The organism is Mycetocola lacteus, assembly GCF_003667575.1.
GTDB classification, from domain to species: Bacteria; Actinomycetota; Actinomycetes; order Actinomycetales; family Microbacteriaceae; genus Mycetocola; species Mycetocola lacteus.
Genome location: NZ_RCUY01000008.1, coordinates 1 through 24,196 on the forward strand (window position 1 = coordinate 1; position 24,196 = coordinate 24,196).

At 64.2% G+C, this 24,196-nt stretch carries 20 protein-coding genes and 7 tRNA genes; 25 read left to right on the forward strand and 2 right to left on the reverse strand.

The genetic code is table 11. From position 1 onward, the window contains the following. Positions 1–174 precede the first annotated feature (174 nt). From D9V34_RS08965 to mshC, 3 genes are read left to right on the forward strand one after another with little or no spacing between them, the layout of a single operon-like run. On the forward strand, positions 175–1,491 hold the full coding sequence (locus D9V34_RS08965; RefSeq protein WP_121688518.1) for a M20/M25/M40 family metallo-hydrolase: 1,317 nt from the start codon (positions 175–177) through the stop codon (positions 1,489–1,491). 26 nt (positions 1,492–1,517) lie between these two features. Beyond that, on the forward strand, positions 1,518–2,363 hold the full coding sequence (locus D9V34_RS08970) for an undecaprenyl-diphosphate phosphatase (RefSeq protein WP_121688519.1): 846 nt from the start codon (positions 1,518–1,520) through the stop codon (positions 2,361–2,363). Continuing rightward, positions 2,353–3,606, forward strand: coding sequence for a cysteine--1-D-myo-inosityl 2-amino-2-deoxy-alpha-D-glucopyranoside ligase (gene mshC, locus D9V34_RS08975; protein ID WP_425454448.1), 1,254 nt, complete (start codon positions 2,353–2,355; stop codon positions 3,604–3,606). Before D9V34_RS08970 ends, mshC begins: the two co-directional genes overlap by 11 nt. A gap of 62 nt (positions 3,607–3,668) precedes the next feature. On the opposite strand, the gene D9V34_RS08980 is transcribed toward mshC, so the two are convergent. After that, positions 3,669–4,691 (reverse strand): PAC2 family protein, encoded by a 1,023-nt coding sequence (locus tag D9V34_RS08980; protein WP_245991980.1) that lies wholly within the window; start codon positions 4,689–4,691, stop codon positions 3,669–3,671. A gap of 101 nt (positions 4,692–4,792) precedes the next feature. Between D9V34_RS08980 and D9V34_RS08985 the strand changes: the two genes are divergently transcribed. From D9V34_RS08985 to D9V34_RS09070, 18 genes are all read left to right on the forward strand, one after another. After that, positions 4,793–5,488: an HAD family hydrolase gene (locus tag D9V34_RS08985; RefSeq protein WP_245991981.1), complete on the forward strand. Its 696-nt coding sequence runs from the start codon at positions 4,793–4,795 to the stop codon at positions 5,486–5,488. Between the two features lie 2 nt (positions 5,489–5,490). Beyond that, complete coding sequence (locus tag D9V34_RS08990; RefSeq protein ID WP_121688565.1) at positions 5,491–6,507, forward strand: tRNA (adenine-N1)-methyltransferase; 1,017 nt, start codon at positions 5,491–5,493, stop codon at positions 6,505–6,507. 142 nt (positions 6,508–6,649) lie between these two features. Continuing rightward, a complete protein-coding gene (locus D9V34_RS08995; RefSeq protein WP_121688521.1) occupies positions 6,650–7,561 on the forward strand; it encodes an FKBP-type peptidyl-prolyl cis-trans isomerase in 912 nt (303 codons plus the stop codon). Between the two features lie 127 nt (positions 7,562–7,688). Beyond that, positions 7,689–8,723, forward strand: coding sequence for a helix-turn-helix transcriptional regulator (locus D9V34_RS09000; RefSeq protein ID WP_121688522.1), 1,035 nt, complete (start codon positions 7,689–7,691; stop codon positions 8,721–8,723). Next, positions 8,720–9,709 carry a helix-turn-helix transcriptional regulator gene (locus D9V34_RS09005; protein ID WP_121688523.1) on the forward strand — a complete coding sequence of 330 codons (990 nt, stop codon included), beginning with the start codon at positions 8,720–8,722 and terminating at the stop codon, positions 9,707–9,709. Before D9V34_RS09000 ends, D9V34_RS09005 begins: the two co-directional genes overlap by 4 nt. A gap of 77 nt (positions 9,710–9,786) precedes the next feature. Then, positions 9,787–9,993: a twin-arginine translocase TatA/TatE family subunit gene (locus D9V34_RS09010; protein WP_030143432.1), complete on the forward strand. Its 207-nt coding sequence runs from the start codon at positions 9,787–9,789 to the stop codon at positions 9,991–9,993. A gap of 49 nt (positions 9,994–10,042) precedes the next feature. Beyond that, positions 10,043–10,795 carry a twin-arginine translocase subunit TatC gene (tatC, locus tag D9V34_RS09015; protein WP_121688524.1) on the forward strand — a complete coding sequence of 251 codons (753 nt, stop codon included), beginning with the start codon at positions 10,043–10,045 and terminating at the stop codon, positions 10,793–10,795. 131 nt (positions 10,796–10,926) lie between these two features. After that, on the forward strand, positions 10,927–13,272 hold the full coding sequence (locus D9V34_RS09020; RefSeq protein ID WP_121688566.1) for a DEAD/DEAH box helicase: 2,346 nt from the start codon (positions 10,927–10,929) through the stop codon (positions 13,270–13,272). 46 nt (positions 13,273–13,318) lie between these two features. Continuing rightward, positions 13,319–14,971, forward strand: coding sequence for an apolipoprotein N-acyltransferase (gene lnt / locus D9V34_RS09025; RefSeq protein WP_121688525.1), 1,653 nt, complete (start codon positions 13,319–13,321; stop codon positions 14,969–14,971). A gap of 62 nt (positions 14,972–15,033) precedes the next feature. Continuing rightward, positions 15,034–15,106 (forward strand) — tRNA-Val (locus D9V34_RS09030). Positions 15,107–15,429: 323 nt separating this feature from the next. Next, positions 15,430–16,317, forward strand: a complete 888-nt coding sequence (locus D9V34_RS09035) for a DUF1266 domain-containing protein (protein ID WP_121688526.1) — start codon at positions 15,430–15,432, stop codon at positions 16,315–16,317. Further along, a complete protein-coding gene (locus tag D9V34_RS09040; RefSeq protein WP_121688527.1) occupies positions 16,305–17,333 on the forward strand; it encodes a hypothetical protein in 1,029 nt (342 codons plus the stop codon). The genes D9V34_RS09035 and D9V34_RS09040 overlap by 13 nt, the downstream gene beginning before the upstream one ends. 153 nt (positions 17,334–17,486) lie before the next feature. Beyond that, a tRNA-Gly gene (locus tag D9V34_RS09045) sits at positions 17,487–17,558 on the forward strand. A 200-nt stretch (positions 17,559–17,758) separates the two neighbouring features. Continuing rightward, a tRNA-Gly gene (locus tag D9V34_RS09050) sits at positions 17,759–17,830 on the forward strand. Positions 17,831–17,909: 79 nt separating this feature from the next. Next, a tRNA-Val gene (locus D9V34_RS09055) sits at positions 17,910–17,981 on the forward strand. Between the two features lie 328 nt (positions 17,982–18,309). Continuing rightward, positions 18,310–18,381, forward strand: a tRNA-Gly gene (locus D9V34_RS09060). A gap of 57 nt (positions 18,382–18,438) precedes the next feature. After that, positions 18,439–18,512, forward strand: a tRNA-Cys gene (locus tag D9V34_RS09065). An 18-nt stretch (positions 18,513–18,530) separates the two neighbouring features. Next, a tRNA-Val gene (locus D9V34_RS09070) sits at positions 18,531–18,605 on the forward strand. A 114-nt stretch (positions 18,606–18,719) separates the two neighbouring features. On the opposite strand, the gene D9V34_RS09075 is transcribed toward D9V34_RS09070, so the two are convergent. Further along, on the reverse strand, positions 18,720–19,541 hold the full coding sequence (locus tag D9V34_RS09075) for a hypothetical protein (protein ID WP_121688528.1): 822 nt from the start codon (positions 19,539–19,541) through the stop codon (positions 18,720–18,722). Between the two features lie 324 nt (positions 19,542–19,865). On the opposite strand from D9V34_RS09075, the gene D9V34_RS09080 reads away from it, so the two are divergent. From D9V34_RS09080 to pdxS, 4 genes are all read left to right on the forward strand, one after another. Continuing rightward, on the forward strand, positions 19,866–20,480 hold the full coding sequence (locus tag D9V34_RS09080; protein ID WP_121688529.1) for an ECF transporter S component: 615 nt from the start codon (positions 19,866–19,868) through the stop codon (positions 20,478–20,480). A 171-nt stretch (positions 20,481–20,651) separates the two neighbouring features. After that, positions 20,652–22,580 (forward strand): threonine--tRNA ligase, encoded by a 1,929-nt coding sequence (thrS, locus tag D9V34_RS09085; protein ID WP_220700575.1) that lies wholly within the window; start codon positions 20,652–20,654, stop codon positions 22,578–22,580. Positions 22,581–22,609: 29 nt separating this feature from the next. Further along, positions 22,610–23,152, forward strand: coding sequence for an HIT family protein (locus D9V34_RS09090; protein ID WP_183091931.1), 543 nt, complete (start codon positions 22,610–22,612; stop codon positions 23,150–23,152). 135 nt (positions 23,153–23,287) lie between these two features. Beyond that, positions 23,288–24,190 carry a pyridoxal 5'-phosphate synthase lyase subunit PdxS gene (gene pdxS, locus D9V34_RS09095; protein WP_121688532.1) on the forward strand — a complete coding sequence of 301 codons (903 nt, stop codon included), beginning with the start codon at positions 23,288–23,290 and terminating at the stop codon, positions 24,188–24,190. The last annotated feature ends 6 nt before the right edge of the window (positions 24,191–24,196 follow it).

Here is a 24,196-nt window from a genome sequence, read left to right on the forward strand (position 1 = left end):
CGCCACCCGCGCGGGTAACTTCCGATTTCTCGGCGAGGTCACTTTCGTGACCGGCGTTTGTTGTCTGGGCCGTGGCCATTCCAACAGCTAAAACTTTACCAGACGCCCAACCGGCGTTTTTACCAACCGACACAAATCCGGCATTTGGTTTGGATGCACGATAGCCTTGTGGTCATGACCGAGGCCCAGAATGACGCGGAATTTGCGCTCGATGAGACTGCAATAATCACGCGCGAACTTATCCAGATGAACACAACAAACTACGGCGACGGTGTGTCGAACGGGGAAACCGAGGCCGCCGAATACGTGGAGGCGAAGCTGCGGGCGCTCGGACTTGAGCCGCAATTGTTTGACGCCGCGCCGGGGCGCACAAGCGTGGTCGCGCGTGTCGCCGGACGCAACCGGGACAAGGGCGCTCTCGTGGTGCACGGGCACCTCGATGTGGTGCCGGCTGAGCCGGAGAACTGGTCGGTGGATCCGTTTGGTGGGGTGATCAAGGATGGCATGATCTGGGGTCGCGGTGCCGTGGACATGAAAAACATGGACGCGATGATCCTGACCTCCCTCGCCGATGTGCTGGAGCAGGGTGGTCCCGAGCGCAACCTGGTCATCGCCTTCTTTTCCGATGAGGAAAACGGTGGCATTTTCGGATCCCACTACCTGGTGGACAACCACCCGCACCTCTTTGCCGGAGCGACCGAGGCCATCAGCGAGGTCGGTGGATACTCCGTCACCGTGAACGATAAGCGGGCCTACCTGCTGCAGACGGGGGAGAAGGCGCTGGTCTGGGCCAAGCTTGTGGCCACCGGCACCGCCGCCCACGGTTCCCGGGTGCTTGAGGATAACGCGGTGACCAAGCTGGCCCGTGCGGTGGCGGCGATCGGGTCGATTCAGTGGCCCGTGCGCCTGACCGATACCACCGAGGCGCTGATTGCCTCGCTCGCGGGCATGCTCGGTGTGGATCCGCAGCGGGTGGGGCCGGAAGAGATTGCGCTGGCTACCGGTCCGGCGGGTGCCTTCATTCATGCCTCGCTGCGTACCACCAGCAACCCGACCATGCTCTCCGCGGGATATAAGCACAACGTGATTCCCGACCGGGCCGAGGCGCGGATCGATATTCGCTGCTTCCCCGGGGAGGAGGCCGAGGTGGTGGCACAGCTGCAGGCGCTGATCGGCGACGAGGTTCAGATTGAGATTTCTCACCAGGACGTGGGTATCGAAAACCCGGTCACCGGAACGCTGGTGGATGCGGTCACCGCGGCGCTGGGGAAGCATGATCCGGGCGCGCCGGTGCTCCCATATTTGCTCGCCGCGGGCACCGACAACAAGGCTCTGTCTAAACTTGACATTGCCGGCTACGGTTTTGCCCCGTTGAAGCTGCCGGCCGATCTTGATTTCCCGGCGATGTTCCACGGTGTCGACGAGCGCGTTCCTCTGGACGCCCTCGTGTTTGGCCGCGCGGTTCTCACCGATCTGCTTCTTGACTACTAATCCCCACAGAAGAAAGTACCCCTCGCGTGGAATTTATTAACGCCATAATTTTGGGCCTGGTGCAGGGCCTGACGGAGTTCCTTCCGGTCTCCTCAAGCGCCCACATTCGCATCGTGGGTGCCTTCCTCGGCACCGGCGAGGATCCCGGTGCCCGGTTTACCGCGATTATCCAGATCGGTACCGAGCTCGCGGTGATCCTGTACTTCTGGAAGGACATCGTTCGTATCATCGGTGCCTGGTGTAAGGGCCTGGTGGGTAAGGTTCCGCGGACCGACCCCGATGTGAAGATGGGCTGGCTGATCATCCTCGGCTCGATCCCGATCGTGGTGCTCGGCCTGCTGTTCAAGGACGACATCGAGACCACCTTCCGCTCGCTGTGGTTCACCGCCACGACTCTGATCGTGTTCGGTATCATCCTGGGTGTCGCCGACTGGCTGGGGCGCAAGCGCCTCGAGGTCAAGGACCTCACCTACGGTCACGGCATCATCTATGGTCTGGCGCAGTCGCTCGCGCTGATCCCGGGCGTCTCGCGTTCGGGTGGCACGATCACCGCGGGCCTCGCCCTCGGGTACACCCGGGCCGCGGCCGCACGCTATGCGTTCCTGCTGGCGATCCCCGCCGTGATGGGTGCCGGTTTCTACCAGGTATACAAGGCTTTCACCGACACTTCGGGCGGCCATGAGCCCTTTGGTGTGGCCGCGACCATCGTGGCGACCGTCGTCGCCTTCGTGGTGGGCCTTGTGGTCATCGTGTTCTTCATGAACTACATCTCCAAGCGCAGCTACCTGCCGTTCGTGATCTACCGGATCGCGCTCGGCCTGGTGCTGTTTGTGCTGCTGGGAACCGGGGTGCTGTCGGCATATGGCAACTAGCCTCGGGACGATCCCCTCGTGGACCGCACCGCGGGTCCCGGCACTGCCCGGGACCGGTGGCGCGCCACGCATCCTGAACACCGCAACCGGCACCTCCGCCCTGGCCGACACCGACGGTGTCGCGGGCCTGTACGTGTGTGGAATCACCCCGTATGACGCAACCCATCTGGGCCATGCCTCGACGTATCTGGCCTTTGACACGCTGCAGCGCGTCTGGCTGGATGCCGGCTACGAGGTGCACTATGTCCAGAATGTGACCGACGTGGATGACCCGCTGCTGGAGCGTGCCACGGCCACCGGTGTGGATTGGCGCGCGCTCGCCGCCGACCAGATCGAACTGTTCCGTACGGATATGGCGGCCCTGAGTATCCTGCCGCCGCGTGAGTATGTGCCGGTGACGGACACCATCGATGCGGTGGCCAGCGCCGTGGCCGAACTTCTGGAGGCGGGCCTCGCCTACCGGGTCGAAACCGTCGATGCCGAGGGCGAGGACATCTACTTTGATGTCGCGGCCGCCGCCTCGAAGGGTCCCTGGACCCTGGGATCGGTGAGCGGGTACACCCGTGAGCTGATGCTGACGCTCTCCGCCGAGCGGGGCGGCGATCCCGAGCGTCCGGGCAAGCGGGACGCCCTGGACCCGCTGCTGTGGCGCGCCGAACGGCCGAATGATCCGTCCTGGCCGGCGGCAATCGGAGCGGGCCGTCCGGGCTGGCACATCGAATGCAGCGTGATCGCGACCGGCCTGCTGGGGGAGAACTTCACCGTGCAGGCCGGCGGGGGAGACCTGCCGTTCCCGCACCACGAGTTCAGCGCCGCCCACGCGTCGGCCCTGACCGGGGAGCCGCTCGCTCGCATCTTTAGCCACGCGGGCCTGGTGGCCTTCGAGGGCGAGAAGATGTCGAAGTCGCTGGGCAACCTGGTGCTGGTCTCCAAGCTGCGCGCCGCCGGCACCGAGCCCGCGGCGATTCGCCTTGCGGTGCTCGCCCACCACTACCGCAGCGACTGGGAGTGGTTCGACGCCGACCTGAGCGGTGCCGAACGCCGCCTGGCTTCCTGGCGTACCGCTGGCACGGCCCCGGTAGCCGGATCGACCCTGGCACTTCTGGATCGGGTCCGTGTGGCCCTGCAGGACGACCTGGACACCCCGGCCACCCTGGCGGCGATCGATGCGGCCCTGGCCGAGATTGATGACACCGAGTTGTTCGCCGATCTGGTGTCGGCGCTGCTGGGAATCACGCTCTAGCTCGCCTCCCGCACACACAAAACGCCGCCCGCAATCTGCGGGCGGCGTTTTTGTACGTGCGGCTATGCGGTGGGGGAGTCTGGCAGGTCGGGGTCGCCGGTGCCGTCCGTGCCGTCTTCCGTGTCGCCCGACGTCGTGTCCGTTTTGCCATCCTCAGTTGCGGGCTCGGTGTCGGGTCCGGGTTCGCTTCCGATTTCGGCCTCGGGCGCGCTGTCCAGGAACCGGCGGAACTCGCGCGCGATCGCCTCCCCTGATGCCTCGGGATCCTCAACCGTGTCGCGGGCCTGCTCCAGCTGGGTGATGTAGTTCACCATGTCGGGGTCCTCGGCGGTCAGCGCGGACACCGTCTGCTCCCACTCGGCGGCCTCGGCCAGCAGGTTGCCCCGCGGAATCACCACACCCACGAGCTCCTCGATCCGATCGATTAGGGCCAGAATCGCCTTGGGTGAGGGGGTGTTATGGACGTAGTGGGGAACCGAAGCCCACACCGACAGGGTGGGAATTCCCACGGCCTCGGCGGCCACACACAGCACATTGAGGATGCCCACCGGGCCCTCGTACTGGCTGCGCTCCAGCTCAAGCTCCCCACGAATGTCGGCGTTGTCGCTGGAACACTCGATCTGGATCGGGCGGGTGTGCGGGGCGTCAGCCAGGACCGAACCCATCACGATGATGCGGCCGATGTCGTGCACCAGCGCGGTATCCAGAACCTCGGAAACAAACGCCTGCCAACTCCGGCTGGGCTCGGTGCCCAGCAGGAGATAGACCTGGGATTCGTTGCTGGTACTGGTGTGTGCGCCGAGCGATTCGGGGATGAATGCCGGCTGCGCCTCGATGCCTTCGGCGGCGTTTGTCGCCTCACCCGGCGCATAAAAAACGGTTTCGGGCCAGCGCAGCGCGCGGCGTCCCGACTCGTCAAAATAGATCGTCGGGCGGGTGAATTGGAAATCGTAATAGGGCTCGGGATCGATGCGTTTCACCGGGGTTGCCGCCAGGTGTTCGCGCAGCACCTTGGCCGCGCCGGATGCCGCCTCTCCGGCGTCATTCCACCCCTCGAAGGCCACCACTAGAATTCGCTCAGTCACCAGATTCTCTCCTGCATGCTCGTGCCCGTGATCGCGTCCGAGGGACGCGCGGGCGTGATTACACCCTACTGCCCGGGCCGGACCAGGTAACATGGGACCCCGTGACCACTCAGCTTCCCGCCGCAGTCCTCTGGGACATGGACGGCACCCTCGTAGACACCGAACCGTACTGGATTGCCACCGAACGGGAGCTTGTGGGCTCCTATGGCGGCACATGGACCGAGGAGGACGCCCTGCAGATGGTGGGCTCGGGCCTCTGGGAGTGTGCCGCGGTCCTGCAGAGCAAGGGCGTGGCCCTGGAGCTGGATGAGATCGTGGCCACCATGACCGGTCGCGTGATCGCCAAGATCGAGGAGCACGGTGTGCCCTTCCGCCCCGGCGCGCTGGAGCTGCTGCGCGAGCTGCGAGAAAACAACATTCCCACCGCCCTGGTCACCATGTCGATTCGAACGATGGCCGAAAAGGTCATCGACATGATCGAGTTCCCCGCCTTTGATGCGCTGGTCACCGGAGACTCGGTCACCCACGCCAAGCCCCATCCCGAGCCCTATCTGCTGGGCGCCGAGGCGCTGGGTGTGGACATCCGCGCATGCGTGGCCCTGGAAGACTCCCTCCCCGGCATTACCTCGGCGGCCGCCGCCGGCACCACCGCGATTGTGGTTCCCCATGCCACGCAGGTGGCAGAAAACCCCGACTTTACCGTTTGGCCCACCCTGGAAGGGGTGACGCTGGATGATCTGAGCGCGCTTGTTTGGCGTCGCACCACCCCCAATAACACCCAGGAGATTTCTTCGTGAGCATTGTCCCCGGCACCGAGCGGGCCCTCAACTCCGGCCCCTTCCGCCTTGGCGACCGCGTCCAGCTGACCGGCCCCAAGGGCCGCAAGAACACCTTTGCGCTGGAGGAGGGTGGCGAGTTTCACTCGCACCGCGGCGTGATCCAGCACAGCGCGATCATCGGCCTGCCCGACGGTTCGGTTGTGGTGAACTCCGCCGAGGAGGAGTACCTGGCGCTGCGTCCGCTGCTGATCGACTTTGTGATGTCGATGCCGCGTGGCGCCGCAATCATCTACCCCAAGGATGCCGCCGCCATCGTCGGTGACGCCGACATCTTCCCCGGAGCCACCGTGGTCGAAGCCGGTGTGGGATCGGGTGCGCTGTCGCTCTGGCTGCTGCGCGCGATCGGTCCGCAGGGAACCCTGAAGTCCTATGAGCGTCGCGAGGAATTCGCCGATGTCGCCCGGGCAAACGTCACCACCTTCTTCGGCTACACCCCGGAGAACTGGTCGATCACCGCCGGCGACCTGGCCGAGACCCTCCCGCAGACCACCGAGTCCGGTACCGTGGACCGCATCGTCCTGGACATGCTGGCCCCCTGGGAGTGCATCGATGCCTGCCTGGACGCCCTCGTGCCCGGCGGCGTGCTGCTGTGCTACGTGGCCACCGTGACCCAGCTGTCCCGTGTGGCCGAGGCTATGCGCGCCACCGGTCGGGTGACTAACCCGAGCTCGAGCGAGAGCATGGTGCGTGGATGGCATGTCGAGGGCCTGGCCGTGCGTCCGGATCACCGGATGATCGCGCACACCGGCTTCCTGATCACCGCCCGCAAGCTTGCGGACGGCACGATTATGCCCGAGCTCAAGCGTCGCGCCTCCAAGACCGAGTTCAGCGCCGAGGATGTCGAGGCGTGGACCCCCGGTTCGCTGGGTGTGCGTGAGGCCAGCGACAAGTCGCTGCGCAAGCGTGTGCGCGAGGCTCAGGCCGCGGCCGAATCCTCGCTGAGCCGCGATTTTGATGCGGATACCGCCCAGGACTAGTCCCTCCGGGTGCACGCGGCAGCGACTCGCCGCGTGCATCCTTCCGCTCGCGTTCAATCCTCAGCATCCGGTCGCCTAGACTGGTCTGACGATCGCGTTGATTTTTCGACCGCTTCTTTTTCCTGACCCAAAGTGAGGTACCGTGCGCACCACCCCCGCACTCATCGTCGCCGCAGCGCTGCTGGTTGGCGGCGGCTTGACCGCGTGTTCCACCGTCGCCCCGTCGGCTGCCGACTGCAAGCCGTCGATGTCCTCGGGGAAGGCCTCGGAAGACATCAAGACCAGCGGGAAGGCCGGTTCGGTCGCCAAGGTCGAGATTCCGACCCCGCTGTATGTGGACAAGGGCAAGGGGCAGCGCACGGTTGTGCGTGAGGGCACCGGTATCCCGATCACCGGCAACCAGGTGATCACCATGAACTTCTCGCTCTACAACGGCGAGAATGGCGAGCTGCTGCAGTCTAGCGAGCAGACCGGTCCTCAGCCCTACCTGGTTGACAGCCTGCCCGAGCAGTTCCGCCCCGCCCTCGAGTGTGCTCAGGCGGGTTCGCGGATCGTATCGGCCGTGGGTTCGGAGCAGTCCGAGGGTAAGTCGCCGGCCGTCGTGTTTGTGGCCGACATCACCTCGGTGCTGCCGGACCGCGCCTATGGACGCGATGTCCCGGTTGTGGGTTCGGGCTTCCCGAGCGTCGTGAGCGCACCGGATGGCACCCCGGGTCTGACCATCCCCAAGAGCAAGGCTCCGGATGAGCTCAAGGTTGCCACTCTGATCAAGGGGGATGGCAAGGAACTCACCGAGAAGGACGCGTTCGCGATGAACTCGACCGTGGCCAGCTGGAACGAGCGTTCGATCATCTCGACCACCTGGACCTCGAAGACCCCGCAGGTCGCTCAGCTGGACAAGCTGGGTAAGGGCCTGTCCGAGGCGCTCAAGGGCCAGACCATCGGATCGCGCGTGCTGGTGGTTGTGCCGCCGAAGCTGCAGGATCCGGCCGAGCAGGGCAACGGAAGCGCCATCATCTACGTGGTGGACATTCTGGGTACCGTCGGGATCTAGTCGAGTTTTCTCAAATACGCCGCATCCCCGCGTGGGGGTGCGGCGTATTTTTGTCTCCGGTAACGCACCCTGCGCCGCGCCCGACACGAATCAACCACCGACCCCCACAACACGCTAAACTGAATACGTGTTCGAATCTACTCGCGCCACCCCGCCCCGTGTTCCCGTTGAGGAACGGCTCTTCAGCCTTGTCCTTGCGCTGCTTGCAAGTGAACAGGGGCTGACCAAAGCCGAAATTCTCTCCACCGTGCAGGGATATCGCCAGCGCTTCGTGCGTGGTGGGGACAACACCTCGCTCGAACGTCAGTTCGAACGCGATAAGGATGACGTGCGTGAGCTGGGGATTCCGCTGGAGACCGTGGAGCCTCCGGGGGAGAGCGGCAACAACCAGCTGCTGCGCTATCGCATCCCCAAGGGTGAATATGATCTCCCCGCCGAGGTCACCTTCTCACCGGCCGAGATTGGGGTGCTCTCGCTGGCCGGTACCGTGTGGCGCGAGGGCTCGCTCTCGGACGAGTCGCAGCGTGCGCTGCACAAGCTGCGTGCGCTGGGGGTGGAGTCTTCAGATCCGCTGATCGGCTATGCGCCGCGACTGCGCACCCGAGAGAGCGCGTTTGGGCCGCTCAACACCGCGATGGATCGTAAGCTCGAGGTGACTTTCGACTATCTCAAGCCCGGTGACGAACATGCGCGCCGTCGCCGCGTGGCCCCGCTGGCCCTGGTGCAGCACGAGGGTCGCTGGCACGTGCACGGTATCGATCGAGATGCCGAGGATTCACGGACCTTCCTGCTTTCGCGCATCCTGGGGGCGGTGACGACGACCCGTCGCTCGTTCACCGAAGACAATGCGGGCAGTGCCGACCGCGCCCTGGCAGACCTGCGCGCGCTGTATGAGAGTCAGTGTGCGCTGCTGGATGTGCGCCCGGACACCGAGGCCGCCCGTCGCCTGCTCACCCGTGCGCTGGATCGCGATGATGCCCCGCTGCGGGTCCACTACACCGACGTTAACGTTTTTGCCGATGAGCTCGCGGGCTATGGTCCCGAAGTGTTGGTGCGGGAACCCGCGGCACTGCGGGACGCGGTGATTGAACGTCTGCGGCGAACGCTGCGCAACCACACGGCGCAGGCCGTATCCGATCGATCCGAGGGGGAGTCTCGATGACCAAGTCCACCGCCCGCGCCGGTGCCGGGCTTCAGGGGCGCGATCGCCTGGCGTTCCTGCTGGTGTTGGTGCCCTATCTGATCGAGCATGAGCAGGTCAGTGTGGCCACCGCCGCCGAGCACTTCGGGGTGAGTGAGGCGCTGATTCGTGAGTCTGTGGCGCTGATCGCGGTCTCCGGCGTGCCCGGGGAGACCAGCGCCTATCAGCATGAAGACCTGTTCGATATCGACTGGGATCTGTTTGAGCAGCGCGATCAGATCGTGCTCACCCGTCTCGTAGTCATCGACGATTCCCCGCGTTTCTCGGCGCGGGAGGCGGCCGCGTTGATCGCCGGGCTGCAGTATCTTTCGGCGCTTCCGGGATCCGCCGATGATGAGGTGATCGGCTCGCTCATGTCCAAGCTCGCGATTGGTTCCTCCGGCCGCCCCACCGAGGTGGCCGTGGCCGCGAGTCCCGCTACCGCAGCCCTGGTTCCGGTGCGGGATGCCCTCGCACAGCGTCGCGAGCTGAGCTTTGACTACCTCTCGGCCGACGGCCGGACCGAGCACCGGACCGTGGACCCGCTGCGGGTGGAGTCCCTGGACCGCGACTGGTACCTGCGCGGGTGGTGCCATCTGCGCCAGGCCGTGCGTACCTTCCGCATTGACCGGATGAGCGGGGTCGAGATCGGCGAGAATCAGGCCCAGCACGGTGCCGACGACCTCAGCGTGCCCTCCGACTTTTTCCAGCCCTCGGCCACCGATCTGACCGTCACGATCAACATCGACACCGCCGCCCTGCCGATGATCGCCGAGTTCTTTACCGCCGACTCTCAGGTGCGCGAGGTGGGCAATCGCTCGCTGGTCAACCTGCGTCTTGGTCATGTGCACGGTTTCAAGCGTGTGGTTGCCGGCCTGGGAGGCCTGGCCGAGGTGACCGACCCGGGAACCGCCCGCGAGGAGGTCGCCGCCTGGTCGCGTGAGGCGCTGGCCGGATACGGCCTGTAATCGGCCTCACTGCGGTTCGCTCGGATTCGCGATAGACTCGACGTGTACGTACGTGTACACCAACCAGAGGATTTCCCATGCAAAACCTGCTCGCCGGATGGCACCTGCCCGTCCTGCTGTTCATCATTCTGCTGATCTGGGGCGCGCCGAAGCTTCCTGGCCTGGCTCGCAGCCTGGGGCAGTCGATGAACATCTTTAAGAGCGAAATCCGTGCCGGCAAGAAGCCCGAGGGTGACTCCACCCCGGCTGAGCCGACCGCGGACGACGCTCCGACCAAGAACTAAGCCCGTCGTGGCGGTTAGCGCCAAGCCGGTGAAAAACCGGGAGGGACGCATGTCCCTCGGCGCGCACCTCAGAGAGTTCCGCAAGCGTCTCTTCATCAGCGCCCTTGGCATCGTCCTGGCGATGATTGTTGGGTTCATCTTCTCCCGGCAGGCGATTGCGGCAATCTCCCAACCGATCAAGCAGCTCAGCACCACCGGCACGGCGCTGCTGAACTTTGATACGGTCACCTCACCATTTGACCTGCAGATGAAGGTGGCACTCACCATCGGTGTGGTGCTGTCCTCTCCGGTGTGGCTCTCGCAGATCTGGGCGTTTTTTATGCCCGCGCTGACCCGCAAGGAGAAGCTCTACGCGGCCGGTTTTGTGGGTGCGGCGATTCCGCTGTTTCTCGCCGGCTGTGTTGCCGGGTGGCTGGTGTTCCCGCACATCGTTGAGGTGATGGCGTGGTTTACCCCCGAGGGCGCCGCGAACATCTATCAGGCGGGCTACTACTACGACTTCGTGCTGCGGCTGATTCTGGCCGTGGGTATCGCCTTCGTGTTGCCGGTGCTGCTGGTGCTCCTGAACTTTGTAGGGGTGCTGAGCGCGAAGGGCATCATCGGGGGATGGCGCTGGGCCATCCTGATCATCGCGCTGTTCTGCGCGGCGGCCACGCCGGCCGCGGATATAGCCTCGATGTTCCTGCTCGCGATTCCGATGGTTGTGCTGTACTTTGGCGCCTGGGCAGTTGCCTGGATGCATGATCGGCGGGTGGCCAAGCGTGATGCGGCCGCCGCCCTGGACCCGGAAGGCGCAAAATGACCACCTCGCCCCCTGAGCCCGCAGCAACTCCGATTACCGATCAGGTGTTTGATGCCGGGCTCTCGGCCGAGGTAGCCCCAGTGGTGGCCCCCGAGCGTCCCGATGTGGTGGGACCGGTGGCGACCGCCTTTATGCAGGGTCAGAAATTTGCGCTGGATCCGTTCCAGCGCGCCGCGGCAATCAGCGTCGAGGCGGGCAATGGTGTTCTGGTCGCCGCGCCCACCGGTGCCGGTAAAACCGTGGTGGCCGAGTTCGCGATCTTCGCGGCGATGCAGACCGAGAAGCAGAAGGTGTTTTACACCGCGCCGATGAAGGCGCTGAGCAATCAGAAGTATTCCGAGCTGGTGGAAACCTACGGAGCCGATCAGGTGGGCCTGCTCACCGGAGACGCAAACATTAACTCCGGTGCCCGCATCGTGGTGATGACCACCGAGGTGCTGCGCAACATGCTGTATGCGGGCTCGTCGCTGCTGAATAATCTGGCCTATGTGGTCATGGATGAGGTGCACTACCTGGCCGACCGCTTCCGCGGGGCGGTGTGGGAGGAGGTCATCATCCACCTGCCGCGCTCGGTTCGACTGATCGCACTGTCGGCCACGGTGTCCAACGCCGAGGAGTTTGGCGACTGGCTACAGGCCGTGCGTGGCAACACCGAGGTCATCGTCTCCGAGGCGCGTCCGGTCCCGCTGGATCAGCACGTACTGGTGCGCGGCAAGCTCGTGGACATGTTCGAAACCGAGTTCCGTGGCGATACCCGCACCGTCAACCCCGAGTTTATTCGGATGGCGCACGGCGGCTTCCAGGGTTCCTCCCGCGGGCGTGGTCGTCGTGAGCGGGACCGTCGTCCGCGCCGCCCCCTGCCCGGTAGCGGCCAGCTGGATCGCGCGGGTCTGGTTGAGCTGCTGGGTGAAAGCGACCTGCTGCCGGCGATCTTTTTTGTGTTCAGCCGCAACGGTTGTGATCAGGCGGTACGCCAGGTGCTGCGCACCGGTGTTCGGCTGACCACGGCCGAGGAGCGTCGAGAGATTCGCTCGATCGTCAACGACCGCACCCGGACGCTGCGTGATGAGGACCTCGCGGTGCTCGACTTTTGGCGCTGGCGTGATGGGCTGGAGCGCGGGGTCGCCGCCCACCATGCGGGTCTGTTGCCGGCCTTCAAGGAGGTCGTGGAGGAACTCTTCCGCCGCAAGCTGGTGAAGGTGGTTTTTGCGACCGAAACCCTGGCGCTGGGCATCAACATGCCCGCGCGTACGGTGGTGCTGGAAAAGCTGGAGAAGTTCAACGGTGAGGCCCGCGTGCCGATCACGCCGGGGGAGTACACCCAGCTGACCGGTCGTGCCGGGCGGCGCGGGATCGATGTCGAGGGTCACGCGGTGATCCACTGGCGGGAGGAGCTCAACGCCGAGGCCGTGGCCTCGCTGGCCTCCAAGCGTACGTATCCGCTGCGCTCAAGCTTCCGGCCGACCTACAACATGGCCGTCAACCTGATCGATCAGTTTGGTCGCAATCGGACCCGCAACATTCTGGAGTCCTCGTTTGCGCAGTTCCAGGCCGACCGTGCGGTCCTGGGCCTTGCCCGTCAGGTTCAGGAGCAGCGTGCCTCGCTCGCGGGCTACGCCGAGTCGATGGCCTGTCACCTGGGTGATTTTGCCGAATACTCGCGCATTCGCCGTGAGCTGACCGACATTGAACGCAAGTCCAACGAGCACGGCTCCAAGGCCACCCAGCGCCGTCGTCAGGACCGCCTGACCGAGCTGCGCGGACAGATGCGCGAGCACCCGTGTCACCGCTGTCCTGAACGGGAGCAGCACGCACGCTGGGCCGAGCGCTGGTGGAAGCTCAAGCGATCCACCGATTCGCTGACCCGGCAGATCAACGAGCGCACCGGTGCGGTGGCTCGGGTCTTTGACCGGGTGACCGACGTGCTCAAGGACCGCGAGTATCTGGTCAAGGATGATAACGGGGCCCTGGTGCTCAGCGAGAGCGGTCGGATCCTCAAGCGCATCTATGGCGAACGAGACCTCCTGGTAGCTGAATCCCTGCGCCGAGGACTCTGGCGCGAGCTGGATGCTCCGCAGCTGGCCGCGATGGCCTGCGCGCTGGTTTATGAACCGCGCCGAGATGAGGGCAACCTTGATGAGCGCGATCTCCCCGGTGGCGCGTTCCGCGATGCGCTGCGCGCAACCGAGGAACTGTGGTCGACGCTGGATGATACCGAGCGAGCTCACCAGCTTCCCGGCAGCGAGCCGCTTGCTACCGGACTCTCGCACGCGATGTTTGAGTGGGTGCGCGGGCGCGACCTGGATCAGGTGCTGCGCGAGGCCGATATGGCCGCCGGAGACTTTGTGCGCTGGTCCAAGCAGACCATCGATCTGCTGGATCAACTGGCCAATGTCGCGGACCCCGAGGTTGCGACCGTTGCCCGTCGTGCGCTGAACGGTGTGCGTCGCGGCATCGTTGCATACAGCTCGGTCTGATAGAAGTTGAGGGACCCGCGCACCGCGCGGGCAGGAAGATGCGTGAATGACACAGCGGTTTATCCCCGATTTTTCCGGCGCGAGCGTGCTCGCCGACGGCCGCTGGCGGCGCTTCCTGCGTCCCGCCCCGCTGCCGGGTGAGACCTCTCGGCTGAGCGCGGAGACCCCCTGGGTGCGCTGGCCGCTGGCTCTCCTGCTGGCGCTGGGAACCGGTCCGGTGCTCGCCTCGGCGTTTCCCGCGCTGGGATGGTGGCCGCTGACCTTTGTGGGCGTGATCATGATCACGCTCGCGGTGATCGGCCGCGGTTTCTGGGCGGCGACCGGCCTGGGCTTACTGGCGGGCATCGGCTTCTATCTGGCCCTGGTGTCGTGGACCGCGCTGTATCTGGGACCGGTCCCGTGGCTGGCACTGTCCACTCTGGAGGGGATCTTCTTCGGGTTGGGTGCCGGGTTTATTGCGGTGGTCGCACGGCGAATTCCGCGTATTTTCTCCCCGCGAATCGCCTGGGTGTTGACGCCGCTGGTCATCGCAACCGTGTGGATTACCCGCGAAGAGATCGCCGGAAACTGGCCCTATGGCGGCTTTGCCTGGGGCCGTCTGGTTTTGGCTCACGCCGAGAGCCCCTTCGCCTCGCTGGTGAGTTGGATCGGTTTCACCGGGACCTCGTTTGTGCTGGCGCTGCTGCCGGTGGTGTTCCTCTACCTCTGGCGTTCGGGGATCGCGCATCGTCCGGCCCGAGTGCTTCTGCCAGCCCTGGTGGTTGCCGCGTTGATCGCCGTTCCGCTGGCGCAGACCGAGAAGATCGGGACCAGCCGGATCGCCGCGGTCCAGGGCAATGGCCCCGCCGGGTACTTCGATAAGCGTGAGCCGGGTGATGTCTTGCAGAGTCAGCTCAAGGCATCCCTGCCGCTGCTGGATAAGCGACCGGATATGGTGGTCTGGCCCGAGAACGGATCGGATCTGAACCCGATGCTGGATCCGCGTGCCTCCCAGGCGCTCAACTCGCTGGGACAGATGTTGGATGCTCCGATTATCACTGGCACCATCACCCAGCGGGACGGCAACTACTACAACACCTCGCTGATGTGGGAGGCGGGCCAGGGGCCGCTGGATGGCTACGACAAGGTGCGCCCGGTGCCCTTTGGCGAATATGTGCCCGACCGCTCCTTCTGGGAACCGCTGGCACCGGATCTGATCGGACTGATCGGGCGAGACTACACCCCGGGTACTCGGGACAACGTGTTTGATGTGCGGGGGACCATCGCGGCCATTTCGATCTGCTTCGACATTGTGGACGATAACCTGCTGCGCGAGGGAGTGGAGCGCGGTGCCCAGGTGATTCTGGCCCAGACCAATAACGCGGACTTCGGCAAGACCGCCGAGAACGAGCAGCAGCTGGCAATTGCGCGTCTGCGTGCCCTGGAAACCGGGCGCGCGCTGGTGAACATTTCCACCGTGGGGACCAGTCAGACCGTGGATGCTAACGGGCACACGCTGGCCGAGATCGCCCCGTATAAGCCCGGATATATGATCACCGACGTTCCGCTCTATCGGGGAGTTACGCCGGGCGTTGAGTGGGGACAGACCCTGCAGATCATCCTGGGTTGGAGCGGCGCAATGATGATCGCCGGCGCGCTGGCCTTCGGAACCCGGCGTCGCACCCGACCGCGCGCGACACGCGTACCCCCGCTCGATTAGGAATGCGCCCGGGCCATCAGATAAAGTATTGATGTGCCCGGGAACGGGTTCACAACTCAAAAGGGCGATTGGCGCAGTTGGTAGCGCGCTTCCTTCACACGGAAGAGGTCATCGGTTCGAGTCCGGTATCGCCCACAAAATTACCCCGCATCCACTGGTGCGGGGTTTTGTGTTTTCTGCGCAGGATGGCGTCGGCGGAGAGCGTCAGTTTCGGGGTTCTTGTCTCGTTTCCTGGTGGTGCCTATGCTGGCCCCTGTGACGCGAGGCTGTGCCCTCGATAGCCGGTTTCCGACAGTGTGACGTAGTGTCGCAACGAGCGTGCGGATTGCGACAGGTTTTCTTTTTTCGAGGCCCCGGCTGGATATCGTTCTTGTGTTCTAGGGCGCGGTGAGTGTGTTTCATCACGTCGCAATACGGGGAGACGGTGAGGCGTAGGCCCGCCGCACGAAAGGGAAACCATGTCGGTTCATGCCGCACGCATCAGCACATCGATCATCGATCAAGCCATCGGGTGGGTGATGGACAATTGGATTCTGCTGGCGATCATCGTGGGCGTGATCGTACTGATTTTTGTGGTGCTGGCGCTGCTGCCCGCGGGAAAGGCCCATCAGAGCGATGATTTCCCCGCCGACTCCCGTGAAGCCAACGATCTGGCCCTCGGATTTATCCAGTTGCAGAACCCCATGATCGACTGGAATGACCCCACCGCCACCGAGATCGCGTCCTCAAAGAGTTCGCAGAAGGCCCTGGCCAAGCAGTGGGGGTTGAACACCCGCGATGACTGGGCGAAGAACGTTCAGCGCCTCATCGGGAATCGCCGCCGTCGCACCCTGTGGCAGGAGCTGCTCGGGATTCGAGCGGGTCTGGCCACTCGCCTCGGTCGGGTACCCACGAGTAAGGAATGGCTGACGGCCATCAGGGAGGCCGGCGGGAGCGGCAAGGGAGACGAACGTAAATTTGTCACCGGTCTGATGCACTACGAAAACAAGGCGCGCAAGAGCGCCAAGAAGGGTGGCCTGTTTGAGGCCGGAGATCTGGTGACCAGCCTGGACGGCTATGCGCTCGGCCAGGCCGTGGCCGTGTGCGTCTGGAGCGTGGGCATGGGACTGATTACCCGCGAGGAGTCAGCCCAGGCCATCCGTGAGATCAATGCCATCGCCCGGGCCGAATTCGACTCCTGGGCCGCGTTTGGGCGCAGCTATGTCCTCGGACGCACCATGCACTGGTCCGACGCCGAGGTTGAGGACGAGTTCGAAACCAAGCAGACCTTTGAGATGGTTGCCTTTGCCCGCGCGATGAACGGGGACCGTAACGGCCCGTGGGGAAACCTGGCGTGGAGGGAATAGGCCACCCGGGCGATTCCCTGGATGCGCCGATTCGGCTGCGGGACTTTACCCGGCTGGGGAAATTCGCACAGGTCCCCTGGTGGGGCAGGCTCACCGCGGTAAGTATCTTTTCGCTGCTGGGGCTCCTGGCCGTCTTCGCGATTGCCGCGGGGTTGATCGTTTTGTTAGAGGACGCGCCGCCATGGATTCCGCTGGCGATCGTCTCCGCCTGGGGTCTGATCCTGATCGTCAGCTACGTTCACTGGCTACTGGGGGCGGCTCACCGCACCCGACTGGCGCGCTTTGCGCTGCTGAACGGGCTGGAGTACCGCGACCGTGTGATCACGCGTGGACGTCCGGGGCTCGGCTTCCCGCTCCGGGCAAAAAACGTGGAGCGTGGCATGATCCGTAACGAGTGGCTTGATATCGGCACCAATTATCCGACCAATCCGGAGCGGAACGATCGGGTCAACATCACCCGCCCCTTTGTGTTTGCGGAGATTATTTTGCCGCGAGATCTGCCACATATGATCCTGAAGAATCCGAAGTCACGAATTCTGTCCCTCGCCGGCATGGGCCTGGGGAACCGGGTCAAGCTCGATCTCGAGGGTGACTTTCACCGCCACTTCACGCTGTATTGCCCGGCCGGATATGAGCGTGATGCGCTGTACATCTTCACCCCCGATGTGATGGCTGCGGTGCTGGATGTGGCGCGCAACGCCGAGGTTGAGGTGATCGAGGACCGCCTCTACCTCTACATGCGTCACACCACCCGAATCTGGCGAGCCGAGGTCATGAATGCCCTGCTGGGCTCGATCGCGCTGCTTAACGAACGGTTCGCGCGCCAGGCCAGCGTGTACCGAGACGATGATTCCGGGCAGGGCGATGGCGGCGTATCATTTGGGCTGGCCGGTCATCGGATGACCGGAAACTCCGGAGTTTCCGCCACCGGAATCCTCGCGAGTACCGCGGTGATTTCGGTGAGCGTCCTGATCGCACTCTTCACGTTTGTGATCGCGCCGATGCTGGGCGGATAGACCAGCGGCAGGCCCGAGCCGAGGTGCGCAACCTCGGGCCTGCCGCTCCTTTTCCGGCGCGCGAAACGCCGAGGGGGGAGGGGGATTTGCGTCGAATCGCCTGATGCGGATAAAGTAATGACGTACCCGGGAACGGGGACAACAACAAAATATGCGGATGTGGCGCAGTGGTAGCGCATAACCTTGCCAAGGTTAGGGTCGCGAGTTCGAATCTCGTCATCCGCTCAGATCAAACACCGGATCGGTCAGCAGACCGATCCGGTGTTTTTGTATGTTCGGGCATTTTCCTGCGGTGTGCGGGGAGCTCTGGGCCTGCGGCACCAGACATGCAGACGCGCGCGAAACGCCGAAAATCGCCCTCGATTTGCAACCCCACTCGGGGCTTCGGTAATGTCTAAGACGTAGCCGGAAACGGCAAACAAAATGCGGATGTGGCGCAGTGGTAGCGCATAACCTTGCCAAGGTTAGGGTCGCGAGTTCGAATCTCGTCATCCGCTCGGAATAAGCCTGCGGGCCGGTCTGGTGCCGGCTAAGCTTTTCTCCCTACACCCTCGGGTGTAGAATAGTTTCACATTTGAGCGATTGGCGCAGCGGTAGCGCGCTTCCCTGACACGGAAGAGGTCGCTGGTTCGATCCCAGTATCGCTCACAAAATAAAGCCCCGGATGAAGTCCTCATGACTTCTCCGGGGCTTTTTGGTATGCGGAGAAATAGCCGAGGGTAGATCCGAAGGTCTCGGGGGAGTGGCGTTGGCGGGACTCGGTGTCGGGGACTGCGTTGCATTAGTTTCAGGTGCGGGAAGCGCCGCGCCAGGGGACACGCCCGATGCTGTTGTCGCATGACGGGTCAAAAATCCGCGGGATTCCGCGGGTCGCGGGGGTATGTGGCGGGCGAATTTTGGAAAAACACCGGTGTAATTCGCTTCGTCCGTATCGTTTCCTGTATTCTATTGATGTAGCCGGAAACGGAAACAAAATGCGGATGTGGCGCAGTGGTAGCGCATAACCTTGCCAAGGTTAGGGTCGCGAGTTCGAATCTCGTCATCCGCTCGAGTGTTGGGAAGCGATCGAAAGATCGGTTACGGCACGCGGGTTTTACCCGCATGCGGTGGCGTGGCCGAGAGGCGAGGCAGCGGCCTGCAAAGCCGTCCACACGGGTTCGAATCCCGTCGCCACCTCCACTCAATAATTTAATACCTGAGCGATTGGCGCAGCGGTAGCGCGCTTCCCTGACACGGAAGAGGTCGCTGGTTCGATCCCAGTATCGCTCACCACAGAAAAACCCGGCAGACACAGCGTCTGCCGGGTTTTTCGCTTTCGTGGGACACCGCTCCCCAGGGAGCGAGTGCCGCGGAGAACCGTGCTCCGCGTCGCGCGCACCTCGTGTGCTAGCGTTTCGGATCCACCACGCACGAGCTGCTCATGGTCAGGCTGAGCTCGGCCCCGGAGCTTGCCTGCTCCGAATTGGCAGCACCTCGGGAGAGATCGGTCACGATCGCCGTACCATCCCCGATCGCCTCCGACGCGGGGCTGAGCTGTGTATCGTGCAGCTGGCCGGGTTTATCAACAATCGCGTACAGGGTCGGCTCAGCCTGATCGGGGATCAGAATGCGGAATCCCAGCTCACCCCAGTACGCCTCAAGCGGTGCCCAGTACGTGACCGGAATCGTTGTGTATCGCCTCGGCTCCGCGGTGTTCGCCTTCGTGGCACCCGCGTTGGTGGTATCCGCGTCTGTGGCCCCTTCATCCGCGGGGAGCTCGGGCAGGTGCACCGTCGCGCTCACCGATACCCATGTCCCCGCCTGAAGGTTGGACAGGGTGCAGGTCCGCTCTCCGGGCTCCGGGCCAATCGTCGTCTTGACGAGCCCCGCGGGGTCGATACCCAGCGTACGCAACCCGCCCTCCAGCAGTGCGGTCATATCCGCGGCAACCTCCTGAACGTCCCACTGCTCCCGCGTGGTGGGAGGCGCGGAGCGAATCTGCGCCTGCTTGGCCTCGCTCCGCCAGGCGCTGAGCGCCGCGGGTGCTGTGGCGCTCGCACCCAGCGCGGCGATGATGATTCCGGTGATGGCGATGGCGAATGAACCACCCGAGGCCATTCGAAACGTGGTGTCGGTAGGGGGATTGCGATGGATGCGAAAGATGTCTCGTACCGCGAATACTGCCGGTAACAGCCCGATGATCAGTGCCGCGAAAAAATTGAAAATCATGAACGTATTCAGATCCGCGCTGTACGACGTGGCAACGGAAGAGGATACCTGCCCAAGGAGTAGCGCCACGAAGATGAACGGGAATGCGATGGTGCCAAATATGAGGAGGTTCCGTGCCGACCGCGTGGGGGCTTTCGGCCCAGTAGAAACTGTGGAGGGGTGGGCTGCTTCGGTTTCCATGTTTTCAGACTACGTGGCCGCATGTGTCGATCCAGGTATCCGGACATCGCACCGCGTCTGAGCCGCCGATCCGTGCGGTAGAGCGTCGCCCCCATTCGGGGCAAAACCTATGGCGCTGGGCGGTCGTGGAAGTACGCTGCCAGCATGACCGACACCGCACCCAGCCTGCTCAACCGCTCCGTTCTCCCCGAACCCTGGTCGTTCTCGATTCGGATTGTGGGAATCGGCATTCTGGGAGGCTTGCTGTACGGACTGCTGGGGATCTTCAGCTATACGCTGCCGCATAGCGAGTATGTGACGATCCGGCCGGCGATCGCCATTCTGGTATTTCTCGGGATTCGATTCGGTCCCATTGCCGGGGGAGTGGCCGGGCTAATTGGGAACCCCATCGTCGACCTTCTTCAGGGTGCCTCGATCTGGACGTTCTGGGACTGGCACCTGGCCAACGCCCTGGTGGGTGTCATCGCCGGGCTTGCTGCCTACTTTCTGCGTCCGGCCACGAGCGCACGTGGACGCATCATCAGGCTCAGCGTAATCTCGCTTGTGGCCCTGGTGTTTGGTTTTGCGCTGACCTTCCTTGACCTGCTGCGAGGCGAGAGTGGATCGACCTGGTGGGCGGGGTCCTACCTGCCCACGGTGGGCTGGAGTCTTGTGGTGTGTCTACCGCTAGTACCGGTGTTGGATACCGGGTGGCGTCCCGTCTTACCCGTCGATTCTGCCCAGAAGGCGCCGACGGCTCCCATATCCGACCTGGATTAGCCGTCGCCGGCATTGCACCACTATTAACTCCGTGCGGCAGGATCGTACACACCGTGGTTTCGGGTCGTCTGGGGGCGCCCGGAACCGATAGAATGGGCGAATCTATTTACAAGAGGAGCACAACAGGTGTCTGACGGATTCGAACGATTCCCCGACCGCAACGTTGTCGCCATGCGCGTCAACGGTGAACTGAAGGACCTCGCCACCACTCTGGAGACTACCGACGTGGCCGAGCCGGTCACGATCGATTCCGAGGACGGCCTCAACATCCTTCGCCATTCGGCCGCCCACGTGCTGGCCCAGGCGGTTCAGAAGGTCAACCCCGACGCCAAGCTCGGCATCGGTCCGCCCGTCACCGACGGTTTCTACTACGACTTCGACGTGGCCGAATCCTTCACCCCCGAGGACCTCAAGGCCCTCCAGAAGGAGATGGAACGCATCATCAAGCAGGGCCAGCGCTTCGTGCGCCGCGTCGTTACCGATGAGGAAGCTCAGGCCGAGCTCGCGAACGAGCCCTACAAGATCGAGCTGATCGGTCTCAAGGGTGGTGCCGAAAACGGTGGCGACAACGAGTCTGTTGAGGTGGGGGCCGGCGAGCTCACCATCTACGACAACGTCGACCCCAAGACCGGCGAGACCGTCTGGAAGGACCTCTGCCGCGGCCCGCACCTGCCCTCGACCCGCCTGATCGGCAACGGCTTCGCCCTCATGCGTGTGGCCGCCGCCTACTGGCGTGGATCCGAGAAGAACAAGCAGCTGCAGCGCATCTACGGCACCGCCTGGCCCACCAAGGATGAGCTGCGCGCCTACCAGACCCGTCTGGAGGAGGCAGCCAAGCGCGACCACCGCAAGCTCGGTGCCGAGATGGACCTCTTCAGCTTCCCCGACGAGATCGGTTCCGGCCTGCCGGTGTTCCACCCCAAGGGTGGCATCATCCGCCAGGAGATGGAAAACTACTCGCGCAAGCGCCACACCGAGTCCGGCTACTCGTTTGTGAACACCCCGCACATCACCAAGGGTGACCTCTTCATGACCTCCGGTCACCTGCAGTGGTACGCGGACGGTATGTTCCCCCCGATGCACCTCGACGAGGTGTGCGATGAGCACGGTCACGTGACCCGTCAGGGCGCCGACTACTACCTCAAGCCGATGAACTGCCCGTTCCACAACCTGATCTTCCGCTCGCGTGGACGCTCCTACCGTGAGCTCCCGCTGCGCCTGTTCGAGTTCGGTTCGGTGTACCGCTACGAGAAGTCCGGCACCCTGCAGGGCCTGACCCGCGTGCGCGGTATGACCCAGGACGACGCCCACATCTACGCCACCCCGGACCAGGTGAAGTCCGAGCTGACCTCCACCCTGGAGTTTGTGCTCGGCCTGCTCAAGGACTACGGCCTCGACGATTTCTACCTGGAGCTGTCGACCCGCGATCCCGAGAGCGAAAAGTTCGTGGGCAGCCCCGAGATGTGGGACGACGCCACCGAGACCCTGCGCCAGGTGGCCGTGGAGTCCGGCCTCGAACTCGTGCCCGACCCGGGTGGGGCCGCGTTCTACGGTCCGAAGATCTCGGTTCAGGCACGCGACGCGATCGGCCGTACCTGGCAGATGTCGACCATTCAGCTCGACTTCAACCTGCCCGAGCGCTTTGACCTCGAGTACACCGCCGCGGATGGCACCAAGCAGCGTCCGGTGATGATTCACCGCGCACTGTTCGGGTCGATCGAGCGCTTCTTCGGCGTGCTGCTGGAGCACTACGCCGGTGCGTTCCCCGTGTGGCTGGCCCCCGAGCAGGTTGTGGGCATCCCGGTTGCCGAGGAGTACGCCGAGTACCTCGAGGAGATCTTCGACCGCCTGCGTGCCCGTGGTGTCCGCGCCTACGTGGACCACAGCGATGACCGCATGCCCAAGAAGATCCGCACGCACACCAAGGCCAAGATCCCCTTCCAGCTGATCGCCGGTGAGGACGACCGCGTGGCCGGTGCCGTGAGCTTCCGGTTCCGTGACGGCAGCCAGCTCAACGGTGTTCCGGTGGACGAGGCGATCGCCAAGATCGTGGACGCCATCGAAACCCACGCCCAGGTCAACACCGCATGGCAGGACTAGTTCCCGAGAATCCGGCGGCGGAGCCCGGCATGGGCTTCGTCGCCGAACCGGACGGCAACGTGCTGGCCGGTGTTCCCGACGAGTTCCAGCGCCTGTGGACCCCGCACCGGATGGTCTACATCCAGAACGGGCAGCAGCCCGCCAAGGACGACTGCCCGTTCTGCGTGGCCCCCTCGATGAGCGATGAGGACGGCCTGATCGTGGCCCGGGGAAAGTACGCGTACGTGCTGCTGAACCTGTTCCCGTACAACAGTGGTCACCTGCTGGTGTGCCCGTACCGTCACATCTCGACCTACGATCTGGCCACGGCCGAGGAGGTCGCCGAGATCGGTGCGCTGACCCAGACCGCGATGCGCGTGATCAAGGAGGTCTCCCACAACGACGGCTTCAACCTGGGGATGAACCAGGGTGAGGTTGCCGGGGCCGGGATCGCCGCCCACCTGCACCAGCACATCGTGCCGCGCTGGCGTTCGGATGCGAACTTCTTCCCGATCATCGCCAAGACCAAGGCGCTGCCGCAGCTGCTCGGCGACGTGCGCGCCTCGATCGCGAACGCCTGGCCCACGGCCTAGTTCGCGGCCCCTAACCGCCCGCTTCCTCGGAAGCGGGCGGTTTTGCGTTCTGAAAACAGTCCAAACAGCCACTGGCTTTATATTGGACTGCAATCCTCACGGGTATTGGCCTGGTTAATGCCATAGCGTAGGCGCATGACCTCTGAAAACCCCACCCAGACCACCGCCACCACCCGCGTCAAGCGCGGCCTCGCCGACATGCTGAAGGGCGGGGTGATCATGGACGTGGTGACCCCCGAGCAGGCTCGCATTGCCGAGGACGCCGGCGCCGTTGCCGTGATGGCGCTTGAGCGCGTCCCCGCCGACATTCGCGCCCAGGGTGGCGTGGCCCGGATGAGCGACCCCGACCTGATCGACGCGATTCGTGCCGAGGTGTCCATCCCGGTCATGGCCAAGGCCCGCATCGGCCACTTTGTCGAGGCTCAGGTGCTCGGCGCGCTCGAGGTGGACTTCATCGACGAGTCCGAGGTGCTGAGCCCCGCCGACTACGTCAACCACATCAATAAGTGGGACTTCGACGTGCCCTTCGTCTGTGGTGCTACCAACCTGGGTGAGGCCCTGCGCCGGATCACCGAGGGTGCGGCCATGATCCGCTCCAAGGGTGAGGCTGGAACCGGCGACGTCTCCGAGGCCACCAAGCACATCCGCACCATCAAGTCGCAAATCCGCGCGCTGTCGGCCCTCAACGAGGACGAACTCTACGTGGCCGCCAAGGACCTGCAGGCACCGTTCGACCTGGTGGTTGAGGTTGCGCGCACCGGCACCCTGCCCGTTGTGCTGTTCACCGCCGGGGGAGTAGCCACCCCGGCCGATGCCGCGATGATGATGCAGCTCGGCGCCGACGGCGTGTTTGTCGGCTCGGGTATCTTCAAGTCCGGCAACCCCGAGGCTCGCGCCGCCGCCGTGGTCAAGGCCACCGCCGCGTTCAACGACCCGGCCGTGATCGCGCAGGCCTCACGCGGACTCGGCGAGGCGATGGTGGGTATCAATGTGGCCGACCTGGCCGCCCCGCATCGCCTGGCCGAGCGCGGCTGGTAACGCGCC

What these genes read in the sequence shown, in the direction of transcription:
- D9V34_RS08965 (WP_121688518.1), top strand. Translation starts at nt 175, where the DNA reads ATGACCGAGGCCCAGAATGACGCGGAATTTGCGCTCGATGAGACTGCA.
- mshC (WP_425454448.1), top strand. Translation starts at nt 2,353, where the DNA reads ATGGCAACTAGCCTCGGGACGATCCCCTCGTGGACCGCACCGCGGGTC.
- D9V34_RS09005 (WP_121688523.1), top strand. Translation starts at nt 8,720, where the DNA reads ATGACCAAGTCCACCGCCCGCGCCGGTGCCGGGCTTCAGGGGCGCGAT.
- D9V34_RS09010 (WP_030143432.1), top strand. Translation starts at nt 9,787, where the DNA reads ATGCAAAACCTGCTCGCCGGATGGCACCTGCCCGTCCTGCTGTTCATC.
- tatC (WP_121688524.1), top strand. Translation starts at nt 10,043, where the DNA reads ATGTCCCTCGGCGCGCACCTCAGAGAGTTCCGCAAGCGTCTCTTCATC.
- D9V34_RS09020 (WP_121688566.1), top strand. Translation starts at nt 10,927, where the DNA reads ATGCAGGGTCAGAAATTTGCGCTGGATCCGTTCCAGCGCGCCGCGGCA.
- lnt (WP_121688525.1), top strand. Translation starts at nt 13,319, where the DNA reads ATGACACAGCGGTTTATCCCCGATTTTTCCGGCGCGAGCGTGCTCGCC.
- D9V34_RS09035 (WP_121688526.1), top strand. Translation starts at nt 15,430, where the DNA reads ATGTCGGTTCATGCCGCACGCATCAGCACATCGATCATCGATCAAGCC.
- D9V34_RS09075 (WP_121688528.1), bottom strand. Translation starts at nt 19,541, where the DNA reads ATGATTTTCAATTTTTTCGCGGCACTGATCATCGGGCTGTTACCGGCA.
- D9V34_RS09080 (WP_121688529.1), top strand. Translation starts at nt 19,866, where the DNA reads ATGACCGACACCGCACCCAGCCTGCTCAACCGCTCCGTTCTCCCCGAA.
- thrS (WP_220700575.1), top strand. Translation starts at nt 20,652, where the DNA reads ATGCGCGTCAACGGTGAACTGAAGGACCTCGCCACCACTCTGGAGACT.
- D9V34_RS09090 (WP_183091931.1), top strand. Translation starts at nt 22,610, where the DNA reads ATGGGCTTCGTCGCCGAACCGGACGGCAACGTGCTGGCCGGTGTTCCC.
- pdxS (WP_121688532.1), top strand. Translation starts at nt 23,288, where the DNA reads ATGACCTCTGAAAACCCCACCCAGACCACCGCCACCACCCGCGTCAAG.